13 protein-coding genes are annotated in these 15,486 nt (G+C 65.0%); 7 read left to right on the top strand and 6 right to left on the bottom strand.

Annotated elements, in window-relative coordinates; translation table 11 throughout:
• Window positions 1-29 precede the first annotated feature (29 nt).
• From JHX88_RS12990 to JHX88_RS12970, 5 genes are all read right to left on the bottom strand, one after another.
• Window positions 30-584, bottom strand: coding sequence for a DsrE family protein (locus JHX88_RS12990; protein WP_076523776.1), 555 nt, complete (start codon window positions 582-584; stop codon window positions 30-32).
• A gap of 119 nt (window positions 585-703) precedes the next feature.
• The gene (locus JHX88_RS12985; RefSeq protein ID WP_076523270.1) at window positions 704-1,474 is read right to left on the bottom strand and encodes a FadR/GntR family transcriptional regulator; all 771 of its coding nucleotides are present in this window, start codon (window positions 1,472-1,474) and stop codon (window positions 704-706) included.
• A gap of 171 nt (window positions 1,475-1,645) precedes the next feature.
• On the bottom strand, window positions 1,646-1,852 hold the full coding sequence (locus JHX88_RS12980) for a cold-shock protein (protein WP_076523268.1): 207 nt from the start codon (window positions 1,850-1,852) through the stop codon (window positions 1,646-1,648).
• 183 nt (window positions 1,853-2,035) lie between these two features.
• Entirely contained in the window at window positions 2,036-3,109 is a 1,074-nt protein-coding gene (locus JHX88_RS12975) for a YcjF family protein (RefSeq protein WP_076523266.1), read from the bottom strand.
• Complete coding sequence (locus JHX88_RS12970) at window positions 3,106-4,476, bottom strand: YcjX family GTP-binding protein (RefSeq protein WP_076523264.1); 1,371 nt, start codon at window positions 4,474-4,476, stop codon at window positions 3,106-3,108. Before JHX88_RS12970 ends, JHX88_RS12975 begins: the two co-directional genes overlap by 4 nt.
• 109 nt (window positions 4,477-4,585) lie before the next feature.
• Between JHX88_RS12970 and hrpB the strand changes: the two genes are divergently transcribed.
• Entirely contained in the window at window positions 4,586-7,003 is a 2,418-nt protein-coding gene (hrpB, locus tag JHX88_RS12965) for an ATP-dependent helicase HrpB (RefSeq protein WP_076523262.1), read from the top strand.
• Between the two features lie 71 nt (window positions 7,004-7,074).
• Here the strand turns inward: hrpB and JHX88_RS12960 are convergent, their stop codons facing one another.
• Entirely contained in the window at window positions 7,075-8,808 is a 1,734-nt protein-coding gene (locus JHX88_RS12960; RefSeq protein WP_076523260.1) for an acyl-CoA dehydrogenase family protein, read from the bottom strand.
• A gap of 108 nt (window positions 8,809-8,916) precedes the next feature.
• On the opposite strand from JHX88_RS12960, the gene JHX88_RS12955 reads away from it, so the two are divergent.
• The 6 genes from JHX88_RS12955 (at window position 8,917) to JHX88_RS12930 (ending at window position 15,486) form a co-directional block, all read left to right on the top strand.
• Window positions 8,917-9,810 (top strand): LysR family transcriptional regulator, encoded by an 894-nt coding sequence (locus tag JHX88_RS12955; protein ID WP_076523258.1) that lies wholly within the window; start codon window positions 8,917-8,919, stop codon window positions 9,808-9,810.
• 137 nt (window positions 9,811-9,947) lie between these two features.
• Complete coding sequence (locus JHX88_RS12950; protein WP_076523774.1) at window positions 9,948-10,316, top strand: Zn-ribbon domain-containing OB-fold protein; 369 nt, start codon at window positions 9,948-9,950, stop codon at window positions 10,314-10,316.
• Window positions 10,316-11,467 (top strand): thiolase, encoded by a 1,152-nt coding sequence (locus tag JHX88_RS12945; protein ID WP_076523256.1) that lies wholly within the window; start codon window positions 10,316-10,318, stop codon window positions 11,465-11,467. The genes JHX88_RS12950 and JHX88_RS12945 overlap by 1 nt, the downstream gene beginning before the upstream one ends.
• Window positions 11,457-13,574 carry an acetate--CoA ligase family protein gene (locus tag JHX88_RS12940; RefSeq protein ID WP_076523254.1) on the top strand — a complete coding sequence of 706 codons (2,118 nt, stop codon included), beginning with the start codon at window positions 11,457-11,459 and terminating at the stop codon, window positions 13,572-13,574. The genes JHX88_RS12945 and JHX88_RS12940 overlap by 11 nt, the downstream gene beginning before the upstream one ends.
• Window positions 13,564-14,418, top strand: a complete 855-nt coding sequence (locus tag JHX88_RS12935; protein ID WP_076523252.1) for a MaoC/PaaZ C-terminal domain-containing protein — start codon at window positions 13,564-13,566, stop codon at window positions 14,416-14,418. The genes JHX88_RS12940 and JHX88_RS12935 overlap by 11 nt, the downstream gene beginning before the upstream one ends.
• A 12-nt stretch (window positions 14,419-14,430) precedes the next feature.
• Complete coding sequence (locus JHX88_RS12930; protein WP_076523250.1) at window positions 14,431-15,486, top strand: acyl-CoA dehydrogenase family protein; 1,056 nt, start codon at window positions 14,431-14,433, stop codon at window positions 15,484-15,486.

Genomic DNA, 15,486 nt, shown 5'->3' with positions numbered 1-15,486 from the left:
ATTGGACCGGTCGCCGCGGGCCGGGCCGATCATTCATCCATGGTGACTTCGGGATATTGCGGGATGATATCTTCTTCCCGTGTCATCCGTGGATGCAGTGCGGGATACATGTAGCTATATCCCATGTTCTGATATTTCGCGATATCGATCACTGCTGCGGGGACGACGGTGATCATGTCGTAGAACTCGTCCGGTTCATAGCCCCGTCCCTTCGCGGCATTCCGGCAGACATGGATTTTCACGCCCAGATCCGACAGTTCCTTCAACTGGTCATAGGCGTCGGGAAAAGCCTCGCTATTAAGGCGCGACAGCGCGTGCAGGTCATTGCCATGTGCGACGATCACGAAATCCGAGTTCTCGAGATCGCCGAACTCCTCCATCGCCTTGATATGATTCTTGATGTAACCGAGCGCGCGCAGCCCCTCATGCGGGGTTGCGTAGTTCCAGTCATAAAGCACCTTTTGCGGCTCGTATTGCACCGGCTCGAATTTCGAGGGATCGGCAGGTCCGGCCACGGCATAACCCGATCCATAGATGAATGCGACAAGGCTTGTGGCCTGTGCCAGTTTCCGAAATCCCCGCATGTTCTGTTCCCCCAGATTGAATTTGGGCGGATAATCCCGCCTGCCGGTCAGTCTGGCGTTGATTTGTGTTGGGCTCAAGGCGCGTGACAATTTTTGTTAACAAAAACCAGCCAGTTGTCTCAGCCCTTGGTTTCCTCGCCGCGCAGGCGGAGCCGCGCAAGATCGGCTTTCTCATCGGCGCGTTGCTGCAGCAGCAGTTGTTCAGCCACGAAATCCAGGTGAATCCCGATCCGTTGCCGCGCCAGCGCTCCGTCGCGGGTCTGGATGGCGGCATTGATCGCGCGATGCTGCTCCAGCAACTGGTTGCGCAGGTCGGTCGCGGCAAAAATCCGGGCGCGGTTCCGAAAGACACCGGCCTGCAGCAATTCCTGCATCGAGCGCATCATATGCAGGGCGATGACGTTGTGGCTGGCCTCGACGATAGCCATGTGAAAACCCACGTCCAGCCTTGCCTCGATCTGTGGATCGGGGTCGGCATGGGCCGTCTCCATCTTGCGAAAGGCTGCATCGATCACGGCCAGGTCGACTTCGTCGGCCGATTGCGCCGCTCGCTCGGCGGCCAGCCCCTCCAGATCCTTGCGAAAGGCCAGGTAATCGGAGGTTGCGCGGGGATGGCGGGCGATCAGCCGAACCAGCGCGGGAGAAAAGGCCGAGCCCAGAACCTCGGCGACATAGATCCCCGAACCCGGTCGGGCGACCAGCAACCCGTCCTTTTGCAGGCGCGACAAGGCTTCGCGCAGAGAGGGACGTGAAACACCCATCGTCTCGGCTAGGTCGCGTTCGGAGGGCAGGCGCTCGGATGGGGACAGCACGCCTTGCAGGATCAATTCCTCGATCTGGCGGATCACCGCGTCGGAAAGCTTTTCGGCTTCGATCTTCTGGAAGGGCATGGGACCTGCAGTCATTGGGTGAACTGGCCGGATTTTATAACTGGCCGCACCGCGATGTCGATTGGCCGACCACGGTTCTACCGAGACCTTTTGCGCCACCCCCATAAGAAAAGCCCCCGCCGGGAAAGGCGAGGGCTTGCGTCAAACCTACCGAATAGGTGTGAAACGTGCTCAGGCGAAAGAGACGTTGATCGCCGACTCGCGTCCGTCACGACCGGTTTCGATGTCGAAAGTCACGGCCTGACCATCGGCGGGAGCGGACAGGTTGGAACGCTCCAGAGCCGAAATATGCAGGAACACGTCCCGGTTGCCATTTTCCGGCGCGATGAAGCCATAACCTTTGGTTGCGTTGAACCATTTCACGGTGCCATTAGCCATCGTGAGATCTCCTTAATTTATGTCGTCCGCTTGAGTGCGACGAACCCGGCTTTGTCAGTTCAAACTCTAAGACTGAAGCCAGATAAAGGAGACAGGTCGAAGAAGCGATAACGTAGCGCATCCCGTTTAAGGTGTTTTCCTTGTGATCGCAAGACAAATTCGCCGGAGGGGCATCGGGCGGATTCACCTGCCGCTGTCATCGCTGCCGAACAATCCCCGCAATCCGCGCGCGATCAGATTACCCACCTTGGGGCTGGGCTGGGCAAGGAATGGCAGGGGACGACAGACCTCCATCGCGGCAATGCCGACACGGGCCGTCAAAGCGCCATTGACCACGCCTTCGCCGAAACGGCGCGACAGCTTGGCAAGTACGCCCCCGCCGGCGACGGTATGGATCAGGTCATCGCCCGCCGCGACCGCTCCGGTGGCGACCAGATGGGTCATCACGGTGCGCGCCAGCCGCCAGCTTCCGACCGTTCCGGCGCGGCCGCCATAGATCTCGGCCATGCGCCGGATCATCCGCAGATTGGCGGCTAGCGCGGCGGCGACATCGGCCAATGCCAGCGGGATCAGCGCGGTGGCGGCGGCGACGGTACGGGCGGCGGCCTCGATTTCTCGGCGAGCTTCCTGGTCCAGTTGCGCCATGAGTTCGGTTTCGGCCATGGTGATTAGGCTCTTGGCGTCATAAGCCTCATCCCGCCTCTCGGCGAGCCGTTCACGGCCCCATTTCAGATCGGCGCGGGGATGATACAGCGACACCAGTTGATCGATGACCCGCCGCGCCTTGTCGGTGCTGTCCTCGGCCAGCGCCTGCCCGGCCTGCCGCTGGATCGCGTCGATCCGGGCAAAACGCGCCCATGCCCGGTATTCGCGCCATGCCATCCCCAGGCTGGCGAAGGTGAACAGGCCCAACAGCCCGATGCCGATCCAGCCGAGAAGCGGATAGCTGTCCAACAGTCCGGCGATGAAATCCAGCGCGGCAATGGTCAGCAGAAATACGAACAGCGCTACGCCGGAATTGATGAACAGCCGTGTCAAGGGTGAGGGCGGTCGGCCGACCAGCCGCGTAACCATCTCCATCGTGCGTGGGCGGGGCAGAGCGCTGTCCGTCTCGTCGATGGGGGGCGCGTCGGCGGGGTTGGGCTGGGCTCGGCCCGCATCGTCCCGCGCCTCCTGGCTTGGGCCGGCTGCTGACTCGGTGGAGGTGGGGGCGTCCAGTTCGATCAGCACGGGGCTGCGCTTGGGATTGTCGCTCACAGCATGTCTCCGATCAGGAATTCGGCGGCGCGATCCAGCCGGATATGAGGTGGACCGTCCCCGGGACGGCGGGTCATTGGCGCGGGGGCGAAATTCATCACGGCGTAATCGCCATCCAGCCAGTCCTGCGCGCCGTCACGGGCCGGGTTCAGCAATTGCGACGGATCGGCGGGCAGTTCTCCCGGATAGAATGCCGCCTGCCGCCCGTCCGTCAATCGTCCGCGAACGGCGGGCAGTTCATCGCCTTCCTTCCGGATTATGTCCTCGGTCGTGGCGCGTAATGCGGCGATGGCCATGGCCTCGGTCCGCGCGCCCGAGAAATCGGCGCGGTCGCGGGCCTCGCGCAGCGTGGCGGAAAGGATCGCGGTCAGGCGGTTATGCTGGGTGTGGTGCAGGTGATCGGCCTTGGTGGCGGCAAACAGGATACGCTCGACCCGCCTTGTGCCCAGAAGCTGCGCCAGCCATCCCGCGCGGCCGGGACGGAAGGCGGTCAGGATATCGGCCATGGCGCGGCGCATATCCTCGACCGCCTGCGGGCCCTGATGGATCGCGCCCAGCACATCGACCAGCACCACCTGCCGGTCGATCCGGGCGAAATGGTCGCGGAAAAAGGGCTTCACGACCCGCGATTTATAGGCATCGAAGCGGCGCCGGAACTCCTTGTAGAGCTTGCCGCCCTGTAAACCTTCAGGCAAGGGCGCGAATGTCAGCGCGGGTGAGCCCGCCAATTCGCCGGGGATCAGGAAGCGGCCGGGGGTGCAATCCGACCAACCCGCCTCGCGCGTGGCCTGCAGATGGGCGGTATAGGCTTCGGCAAGGCGCTGCGCGGTCGGCTCGTCGAACCGGTCGACGGGATCGAGCCCGGACAACGCGTCGAGATATTCCCCCGCGCCGGGGCGGCCATCGATCCGCGAGAGAACTTCGGTGGACCAATCCCCGAAGTCCTTTTCCATCAACCGCAGATCCAGCAGCCATTCGCCCGGATAATCGACGATATCCAGGTGCACGGTTTGTGGTCCGCGCAAACCGGAAAACAACCCGCGCGGCTCTATCCGCAGGGACAGGCGCAACTGGCTGACATGGCGCGTGCTGTCGGGCCAATGCGGCTCGGTTCCGGTCATGGCGGCAAGGTGGCGCTCGAAATCGAAGCGTGGCACGGTGTCATCAGGCTGAGGCTGCAGCCACGCAGTCTTGAGGCTGCCATCCGCGGCAGCCCTCAGCGCATGCATGCGTCCGCGATCCATCAGGTTGGCCACCAGCGAGGTGATGAACACCGTCTTGCCTGCGCGCGACAGCCCGGTGACGCCCAAGCGGATCACCGGATCGCCAAAGCCGAGCCCGCGCATCAGATCACTGCCGATTCCCATTTCACCTGTTATCCTTGCCCCGTTTCTCCGGAAGATAGGTCGGCCATGCGGCTTTGCATAGATCACGACCGCCTTTCGTGTCTTTCGCGCTTCTGCCATAACGCCGCAAATGCTTGAAAAGTTGCCCATAGACGATGTAATTCCTGCCCTGCGCGACGTGATGTCTGCGCATGGCCGGGCGGTGCTGGTCGCGCCGCCAGGAGCAGGCAAGACGACGCGGGTGCCTCTGGCCCTGGTGGACCAGACCCGCGGCAAGATCGTCATGCTGGAGCCGCGGCGGTTGGCTGCGCGGGCGGCGGCCGAACGTCTTGCGTCGGGACTGGGTGAAGCTCCCGGCGGTCAAGTCGGTTATCGTATCCGGGGCGAGGCGGTGCCGGGCAGTCGGATCGAGGTCGTCACAGAGGGTATCCTGACCCGGATGATCCAGTCGGACCCGTCGCTGGACGGCGTCGGCTGCGTGATCTTCGACGAATTCCATGAGCGCAGCCTGAACGCCGATCTGGGCCTTGCGCTGGTCTGGGAGGCGCGCGAAGCGCTGCGCGAGGACCTGGCGGTGCTGGTGATGTCGGCCACGCTGGAGGCCGAACCGGTCGCGGCGCTATTGGACGATGCGCCGGTGATGCGATCCGAGGGGCGGGCCTTCGAGGTCGAAACTCGATGGCTGGAACGGCCCTTGCCCGCGCGGGCACGGATGGCCGACGAGGCGGCGCGGCTGATCCTGCGGGCCGAGGAGGAAACACGCGAGACCGGCGGCACGGTCCTCGCCTTCCTGCCGGGAGAGGGAGAGATCCGGCGTGTTTCCGGCATGCTGGGAGCGACGGGCTGCGAGGTGCTGCCGCTTTACGGGGCGCTGGATGCCAAGGCGCAGCGGGCGGCGCTTGCGCCGCCGGGGGACAGGCGGCGGATCGTGCTGGCGACGGCGATTGCCGAAACCTCGCTGACCATCCCCGAGGTGCGGGTGGTCGTGGATGCCGGCCGGTCGCGGCGCGCGCGTTTCGATCCCGGTAGCGGCATGTCGCGGCTGGTGACCGAGCGTGTCAGCCGCGCCGAGGCGGGCCAGCGCCGGGGGCGCGCGGGGCGTGTGGCGCCGGGCATCTGCTACCGCATGTGGGCGCGGGCCGAAGAGGGGGCGCTCCCCGCATTCGCTCCGCCCGAGATCACGGTCGCCGATCTGACCGGGCTGGCTTTGGAGCTGGCCGCATGGGGGGCGGAACCCGCCGATCTGGCGTTCCTGACGCCTCCCCCTGAGGGGGCGTTCACCGAGGCCCGGACTTTGTTGACGGAACTTGGGGCACTGGACCGGGCAGGGCGGATCACCGGCCACGGCAAGGCACTGGCGCGGCTGCCCCTGCATCCGAGATTGGCGCATATGCTGCTGCTTGCCGGGCGCGGAGCGGCGGATCTGGCGGCGCTTTTGTCGGATCGCGATCCTCTGCGTGGCGCGCCCTCGGACCTGGCGCTGCGGCTGGCGGCGATCCGCGACCCCGAGGCTTTTGCGGACCGTTACCCCCATGACCTGCATCGCCCCGGTTTGCAGCGTATCCGCGAAGAGGCACGGCGGTTGCGGAAACTGGCCCCCGACGCCGACCCAATGTCAGCGGGCGCGATGGCCGCATTGGCCTATCCCGACCGGATCGGCTTGCGTCGCAAGGGCGAGGTGCCGCGTTTTGTGCTGTCGGGCGGCAAAGGGGCGGCGCTGGAAGAAGGCGATGTTCTGGCCGGGCAACGGCTGATCGTCGCGGTCGATCTGGACGGCGATCAGCGCGAGGCACGGATTCGCATGGCCGCCGGGCTGGACGGCGCCGAATTGCGGGCGCTTTACGGCGGGCAGATCGAAGAGGTTGCGATCTGCGAATGGTCGCGGCGCGAGGCCCGTGTATTGGCCCGTCGGCAAGAGCGTTTCGGGGCGCTGGTGCTGTCGGACCGGATCTGGAAGGACGCGCCGGAGGATGCGGTGGCGCGCGCGGCGCTGGAGGGGTTGCGGCAGGATGGGCTGCCATGGACTCCTGCCGCTGCCCGCCTGCGCGCCCGCATCGCGTTGGTCGAGGGGCTGGGGCCGGTGGACGATGCCAGCCTGCTGGCCGATGGCGATTGGCTGCTGCCATGGTTGGGGCGCTGCAGGACGCAGGCCGATCTGCGCGCGCTGGACCTGAGTGAAGCCCTGAAGGCGCGGATCGGTTGGGACGGTCAGCAACGCCTCGCTGCCGAGATACCGGCGCATTTCGTCACGCCGCTCGGGCGCAAGGTGCCGATCGATTACGACCATGAGGCGCCGTCGATCGAGCTGCGCCTGCAGGAACTTTTCGGCGTAACCCGCCATCCGATGGTCGGCGGGCGCCCCCTGCGCATCTCGCTGTTGTCGCCGGGGGGAAAGCCGGTGCAGGTGACAATGGACCTGCCCGGCTTCTGGGCGTCTTCCTATGGCGAGGTCCGCAAGGATATGCGTGGCCGCTATCCCCGCCACCCATGGCCCGACGACCCGACCGAGGCCGCGCCGACCACACGAGCCAAGCCGCGCGGGACGTAGCAATCGCAGTGAGTGGGGCCTGTTCCGCCCGTCCTCGACACAGCCGAAATCGACCCTGCGCGACCTGCCGGTTATTGCACCGATTGGTCGAAAACATCCTCGCCCGGTTCGGCGTCGAGCATGTCCAGCACCGCATCATCCTCGCCCTCCGGCGCGGCCAGCGGGTCACGCGCACTTAACTTGTGGCGCAGCACGGCTTGCGCCAGATGCAGGCGATCCGGGGCGCCCGCTGCGCCAAGCGATGTCAACCGGGCGCTCTCCCACGCCATGATGCAGGCCGAAGTGGCATTGTAGACCGCGCTTGCCGCCCGCCGCGTCTCGATCTCGCGGGAGGGATCATCCGCGACGGAATGCAGCAGATCCGCGGCGCGGTGAAATGCCTCGCCAAAGCCGGGCAAGGGGCCCAGGATCGCCTCCGTCTCGCAGATCAGATCATCGATATAGGTGGCAAGCGCCGTCAACGCATCCTCGCGCCGCGCCGCGCGCGCGACGTCCAGCGCGACGATATTGCTGGTGCCTTCCCATATCGATCCCAGATGGGCATCCCGCAGCACCCGCGCATCGGACCATTCCTCGATATAGCCACAGCCGCCCCGCACCTCCATCGCGTCTCCCGCCAGTTTGCGGGCATCGCGGCAGGTGCGGAACTTGATCAGCGGAGTCAGGATGCGCAGCACCCTGGCCATGGCGGCATCGCCCTTGTCGGAGGCTTCCAGCACGCGGGCGGTGTGGAACACCATCGCGCGCCCCTGTTCGGCGGTGACCAGCATCTTGGCAAGCTGGCGGCGCATCAGCGGCAACTCGATCAGGCGCTTGCCGAAGGCGGTGCGGTTACGGGCGATGAACAAGGCCTCGCTGATCGAGCGCCGCATCAGACCGGCCGAGCGCACGCCATTGGCAAGCCGCGACATGTTGATCATGTCGGTCATCTGCCGGAAACCCTGTCCCGGATCGCCGACCAGATAGGCCGTGGCCCCTTCCAGCGCGATCTCGCCGCTGGCCATCGACCGGGTGCCCAGCTTGTCCTTCAGCCGCAGGATACGATAGGCATTGCGCCGCCCGTCGGGTAACTCGCGCGGCAGCAGGAACAGCGACAACCCGCGCGTGCCCGCCGCCCCGCCCTCGGGCCGGGCCAGCACCATCGCCAGCGCGGCATCGGGGTTGGAACAGAACCACTTGTCGCCGTAAAGCCGCCATTCGCCATCGACCTGCCGGGCCACGGTGTCGATGGCGCCCACATCCGAGCCTGCCACCTGCTCGGTCATGAACATCGCACCCTGGAAAAGCTGGTCCATGTCCTGGCTGGTCAGCGGTTCGGCATAGCGCGAGATCAGCTCGTCAGAGCCGAAACGCAGCAATGTGCGGGTCAGCGAGTCGGTCATCGAGAGCGGGCAGCACAGCCCGAACTCGGCCTGCACGAACAGATAGACCAGCGCGTATTTCATCAGGGGGGGAAGCTTGCTGTCCTCGCCGAACACCCCGGCCCGATGCGACATTGCCGCCAGCCCGAAATCCCCGAAGGCGACCTGCTCCAATTGCTCATAGTCCGGATGCTTGACGATCCTCTCATCCGGCGCCCCGTTGCGGGCGCGAATATGCAGGACCGGAGGGTTCTTGTCGGCGCTCAGCGCCAGTTCCTCCAGCCTGCCGCCGACCATCGCGCCCATCAGATCCGCCTGAGTCAGGGCAAGCGTTGCCATCTCGGGCGACAGGTAGATGCGCAGCAGATCGGCCATCGCGGGATCGGCGCGAAAGGCGTTCATGCCGGAACTGTCGGGGATGTTCTGATGGATTTCCTTGGGCATGGGCTACTCCGGGCTGATCTGTTCGGCAAGAGAAGGCCATATTTCAGGATATGATTTCCAATACTATCGGCCTATAATTCGATACGTATTTCTGAATGAGCATCCGCTATGGCCATCACCTTTCGACAATTGCGCTATTTCCTCGTCCTCGCGGAAGAGCTGCATTTCGGGCGCGCGGCGCAAAAGTTGCACATCTCTCAGCCGCCGCTGAGCGCCAGTCTCAAGCAGCTTGAACAGACGCTCGGATTCGCGCTGATGGAGCGTTCGCACAAGGCGGTGCGGCTGACCCCCGCCGGGATCGTCTATGCCGAACATGCCCGGCGCATCCTGGGTCAACTCGACGCGGCCGAGGCGCTGGCCGCGCAGGCGGCCAAGCAGGTCGCCGGCAAGATCACCATCGGCTTCGTGCCCTCGATGCTGTTTCGCCGGCTGGCCGAAACATTGCGCGAGGTGCAGGAAGCCTATCCCGAGATCGAGTTGCGCCTGCACGAGATGAATACCTCTCGTCAGGTCGAGGCGTTGCTTGCCCATCGTCTCGATGTCGGCTTCGTCCATTCCGCACCGTTCCCCGAGGCGATCACTGAACATGTGCTTGGCACCGAACGAATGCTGTGCTGTGTGCCGCGTGACCACCCCCTGGCGGGGCGCAGCCGGATACGGGTTTCTGATCTGGCGGGTGAACGGGTGCTGATCTTCGCGCGTGAGTTCGCCCCGCATTTCCATGACAAGATCGCCACGCTTTTGCAGGCGGCGGATACCGAGCCTTTCGATGGCTATCGGATTCAGCATTGGTTTACCGTGGTGGCGCTGGTCGGTCAGGGGATGGGGATCTCTCTGGTTCCGCAATCGCTGGCCAGAAGCAGCTTTGCCAATGTGCGATATATCGAGATCGAGGAAGCGGTGGCCGAGCATCGGATCTCGCTGATCTGGAGGGATGAGAACCTTACCGATACGACCCGGCATTTCATCAGGTTCGTGACCGGTCAGGCGGATCAGTTCTGACCGGGTTTCCGGGAACCGCAATGCTCTCTTCAAATTTGAAATGCCTGTTCGGCATGGCTGCTATCGTCAACATGCATTTGAACAATGGCAAGCCAAGGGACATCATCCCCGCGACGAGGAAAATCGGGGAGGTGAGCATGTCGCATGACGCGCTCGGGCCGCAAAAGGCATTCGAGGCCTATCTGGCCGACGGCAAATTCATGATCCAGAAATCGCGTTCGACCGGGACATATCTGTTCTGGCCGCGCGTTCTGGCGCCGGGTTCGGGCGAGGACGATCTCGAATGGGTGCCCGCCAGCGGAATGGGCAGGGTCTATTCGATCACCGTCAACCGCAAGCGAGAGGGTAATCACAACGTTGCGCTGATCGATCTCGACGAAGGGCCGCGCATGATGTCGACCGTCTCAGGGGTGGAGACCACCGCCATCGGCGCCCGCGTGCGCGCCCGGATCGAGGCCGGGGATATGCCGCGCGTGGTCTTTGATCCGGTCGGGGAGGATGCGTGATGGCTCATCCGATCAGGGGACGCACCGCAATCGTCGGCATGGCCACAGCCGGGATGGGCGAGGCTCCGGGCTATTCTGCCATCGAATTGCTGGGTCAGGCGACGCTTGGCGCGCTGAATGATTCCGGGCTGAAGCTGTCAGATATAGACGGCATCTTCGCGGCCACCAGCGGTCACGCTTTCCCGACCATGAGCGTCGCCGAATATCTGGGGGTGAAGCCGAAATTCTTCGACGGCACCAATATCGGCGGCTCCAGCTTCGAGATGCATCTTCTGCAGGCGTCGCTGGCCATCGAGGCCGGGCTCTGCGAGGTGGCGCTGATCTGCTATGGCTCGAACCAGCGCACCGCCGGGGGGCGGCTGGTCTCGATGTCCGAGCCGCAATGGCATGAAACCCCCTATGGACCCCGCCACCCGATCACCGCCTATGCGCTGGCGGCGGCACGGCATATGCATGAATATGGCACCAGCCGGGAACAACTGGCCGATGTCGCGGTCGCGGCGCGGGAATGGGCCAATCTGAATCCCGAGGCCTTTGCCCATGGCCCGCTGACGCGCGAGGATGTGCTGGCCAGCCGGATGGTGTCCGATCCGCTGACCAAGGGGGATTGCTGTCTTGTCACCGACGGCGCGGCGGCCTGTATCCTTGTCAGCGCCGACCGGGCGAAGGATTTCCCGCAAAAGCCCGCCTATTTCCTTGGCGCGGCGGGCGCGAACTGGCACCGCTCGATTGTTGCCATGCCGGATCTGACCGTCACCGCGGCTTCCGAAAGCGGGCCCCGGGCGTTCGAGATGGCGGGTTTGCAGCATAGCGATGTCGATCTGCTGATGCTTTATGACGCCTTCACCATCAACACGATCCTGTTCCTGGAGGATCTCGGCTTCTGTCCCAAGGGCGAAGGCGGGCGGTTCGTCGAGGGCGGACGGATCGCGCCGGGTGGAGAGCTGGCGGTGAATACCAATGGCGGCGGGCTGTCCTGCGTACATCCCGGCATGTATGGCATGTTCCTGATCGCCGAGGCCGTCGCGCAAATCCGGGGGCAAGCGGGCGAGCGTCAACTCGAGCGTGCCGATATCGCCCTGCTGCATGGCAATGGCGGCACGCTCTCCAGTCAGGTCACGGCATTCCTTGGGTCCGAAAATGCTTTATAATTTCGGTAGCTTGTCGCGGCTTCTTGAACCTGATTCTGTCGCGATCATAGGGGCCTCGGCCGATCCGACGCGCATCGGCGGCAGGCCGATCCGGGCGATGCTGCAAGGCGGTTTCAAGGGACGCATCCTGCCGGTGAACCCGAAGCGCGACCGTGTGCAGGACCTGACCTGCTATCCCGACATCGCCGCCCTGCCAGAGGCGCCGGATGCCGCCATTGTCGCGGTTCCCGCCCATGCTGCCCTGGACTCCGTCGATGCCCTGGGCCATCGCGGCTGCAAGACGGTCACCATGTTCACCGCCGGTTTTGCGGAACTGGGAGAGGACGGGCGCAAGGAGCAGGAACGCCTCGTCACTCTGGTCCGGCGGCATGGCATGCGCTTGCTGGGGCCGAACACGCTTGGATGCTGGAATGTCGATCTGGGCTATTTCGGCAGTTTCACCTCTTCGCTGGATCTGGGCTACCCGCTGCCGGGCAGGATAGGCATGGCCAGCCAGTCCGGTGCTTTCGGCACCCATGTCGCGGCGGTGGCGCGTCGGCGCGGGATCGGTGTGCCGGTCCTTGTCGCGACCGGGAACGAGGCGGATATCACGGTCGCCGATGCCATCGGCTGGATGGCCCAAAGCGACCGCATCGACGTGATCTGCGCCTATCAGGAAGGTTTCACCGATCCGGACCGCATGCTTGCGGCACTGGATGCCGCGCGGCAGACCGGCAAGCCCGTCTTCATCCTCAAAAGCGGGCGCAGCGAGGTGGGGGGACGTGCCGCCGCCTCACATACCGCCTCTCTGGCCGGTGACGATGCGGTCGCGGACGAGGTTCTGCGCGCGCATGGGGCCATGCGCGTCAACGATACCGAGCAGATGCTGGACCTGGCCTATGTGGCGCGGCAGCGGATCTATCCCGTCGACAACAGCCTTGGCGTGATCACCGTCTCGGGCGGGGCGGGTATCGTCGCCAGCGACGAGGCCGAGCAGCAGGGCCTGCCCATGCCACCCATGCCGCCCGAGGCGCAGGCGGAACTGCGCGAGCTTTTGCCCTTTTGCGCGCCCGCCAACCCGGTGGATTGCACGGCGCAGGCGCTGAACGATCTGGACCTGTTCCGAAAATTCATCCATTCCGCGCTCGACAAGGGCGGCTACCGCTCGGTGATCTGTTTTGCCACCACCGTCGCGGGCAGCCCGGTCATCGCCCCGCAGCTTCTCGAAGCGCTCTTGCCTCTGCGCGAGGAATTCCCCGACCGGCTGATCGTCCTCTGCGCAGTCGCCCCGCCCGAGATCGTCAAACGCTATGAAGAAGCGGGGTTCCTGGTCTTCGAGGATCCAGGTCGTGCGACCCGCGCGCTGGCTGCGATGGGGCGGATGGGCAAGCTTCTGTCGGCAAGGCCGGTGCAGGCGGACACCCTGTCCGATATCCGCCTGCCTTCGACCTCGCCCGACGAGTTCCAGTCCAAGGCGCTCTTGGCCGAGGCGGGGATCTCGGTATCGCGTGAAAAACTGGTCCACAGCGCCGAGGAGGCGCGCGAAGCCGCGCTCGAGATCGGCTTTCCGGTGGTGATGAAAATCGTTTCGCCCGACATCCCGCATAAATCCGATATCGGCGGGGTGCGCCTGAACGTGACCTCAGTGGATGAGGCCGCATCCGCCCATGACGATCTGCTTGCTGCCGCCCGCAAGCATCGCCCTGACGCAAGCATCAATGGCATATTGGTGGCGCAGCAGATCAGCGGCGGGGTCGAGTGCTTCATGGGCATCAGCCGCGATCCCTCTTTCGGCCCCATCGCGGCTTTCGGTCTGGGTGGGATCTTCGTCGAGATCCTGCGCGACATCGCCCTGCGCCAATGCCCCTTCGATGAGGAAACCGCGCGCGAGATGATCCTGTCGATCCGCGGCGCTTCGATCCTGACCGGCGCGCGTGGCCGCCCTCCGGCCGATCTGGACGCGTTGGCCCGCACGCTCTCGCACCTATCGCATTTCGCTGCCGGGGCGGGTCCGCGGCTGGTCTCGGTCGATCTCAACCCGATCATGGCCATGCCCGATGGACAGGGCGCCGTGGCGCTGGACGCGGTGATCGAGTTGCAGGAGAAGGAACCCGCCCATGCCGATTGATCCCCAGCATTTGCTGAATTTCGACATCCCCGAGATCCGGCAGGATTACGGCCCTCGCGATTGCGCCTTCTACGCGTTGTCGATTGGGTTGGGGCAGGACCCGATGGACCGCGAGCAACTGCGCTTTGCCGGGGGATTGCCCGAGATCACGCCCTTCCCGACCATGCCGCTGGTGCTGGGCCATCCCGGTTTCTGGCTGGCCGATCCGCGCACCGGGGTCGATGCCGTCAAGGTGGTGCATGGCGAGCAGGGCATCACCATCCATGAACCCCTGGCGCCATCGGGCAGTGTCACCGGCAAGACCCGCGTGACCGGCCTGATCGACAAGGGCGAGGGGCGCGGCGCGCTGATGTATTCCGAAAAGGAGTTGCGCGATGCGGCGACCGGAAAGCTTCTGGCGACCACGACCAGCACCACCTTCCTGCGCGGCGATGGCGGTTTCGGCGGCCCGAACAGCCCGGCCAAACCCACCCACCACATGCCCGAAACCGCACCGGATATCGTGATCGACAGCCCGACCCGGTCCGAGCAGGCGCTCTGGTATCGCTGGAACGGCGATGACAACCGGCTGCATCTCGATCCCGATATCGCTGCGCGTGCCGGATTCCAGCGACCGATCCTGCACGGGCTTTGTTCGCTCGGCGTGGCGGCCAAGGCGCTTTTGCAGGGTCTATGCGGCAATGATCCGGCGCGGTTTCGGGGGTTGGACGCGCGCTTTACCGCGACTGTGACACCGGGCGAGACATTGCGGACCGAGATCTGGAAAGACGGTTCTTTCCGGACCCGCGTGGTCGAACGCGACGTGATCGCCATCGGCAATGGCCGCTGCGCATTCGATAACTGAGGAGATGTCCTGATGAGTCTTGCGGCACAGATCGAGGATGAAGAGCGGCAGGACCAGATCCGCATGCTGATCGACAGCGCGGCGGGGATCGCCCCCCGGAAGGGCGAGTTCTCGCGGTTGCGGGGTCTGCGCTTCACGCAGCCGGGGATCGACCGTGCCAATTGGTCGCAGATCGCGGAGATGGGCTGGCTCGGCCTGCGATTACCCGAGGACGCGGGCGGCGCGGGGCTGGGCGCGCTGGAATATGCCGCACTCGCCTGCGAGGCTGGCGCGGCCCTGCTGCCCGAACCTTTCATCGAGGCGCAGCTTGCCATCGACATGATGGGCGCGGCGACTCCGGCATCGGTGCTGACAGGGGACGAGATCGTCCTGCCCGCATGGGCCTCTGCCACCGATGGGCTGGACCCGATAGGGGGCGTGCAGGTCGAAGGGGGCAATCGCCTGATCGGCGAAAAGCGTTTCGTGCCGATGGCCGAGGCCGCCGACCGTTTCCTGGTGACGACCGGTGAGGGCCTGTTCCTCGTGGCCAGCACCGATGTGCAGATCGACAGCAACCCGACACAGGATGGCGGACAGCTGGCGGCGCTGCGGTTCCGGGACAGTCCCGCGACGCCGGTTCCCGGATCGCCTGGCGCGGCGCTGGAGGCGGCGGCGCTGGCGGTCTCGGCCTATCTGCTGGGCGCGATGGAGCGCAGCTTCGAGATCACGCTGGACTACCTGAAGACGCGGCGGCAATTCGGACGTCCCATCGGCAGTTTCCAGGTGTTGCAGCATCGCGCCGTCGATCTGAAGCTGCAGATAGAGATCACCCGCGCGGTCCTGCGCGACGCCTGCGCGGCAATGGATGATGGGCGGAACGTGGCGGCTGCGGTTTCGCGGCTCAAGGCGCGGGCCGGGGATGCCGCGATGCTGGTCACGCGTCAGGCGATCCAGTTGCACGGCGCGATAGGTTACACCGACGAGGCCGATATCGGCCTGTTCCTGCGCAAGGCGCTGACCATCGGTAATCGCTATGGATCGCCCGGTTGGCACCGCGCGCGCCATGCTGAACTGACCGGGGAGGATTGA

This window comes from Paracoccus saliphilus (genome assembly GCF_028553805.1).
GTDB lineage: Bacteria > Pseudomonadota > Alphaproteobacteria > Rhodobacterales > Rhodobacteraceae > Paracoccus > Paracoccus saliphilus.
Note: the sequence above shows the minus strand (reverse complement) of the source record. Positions and strands in the feature narration are given on the sequence as shown.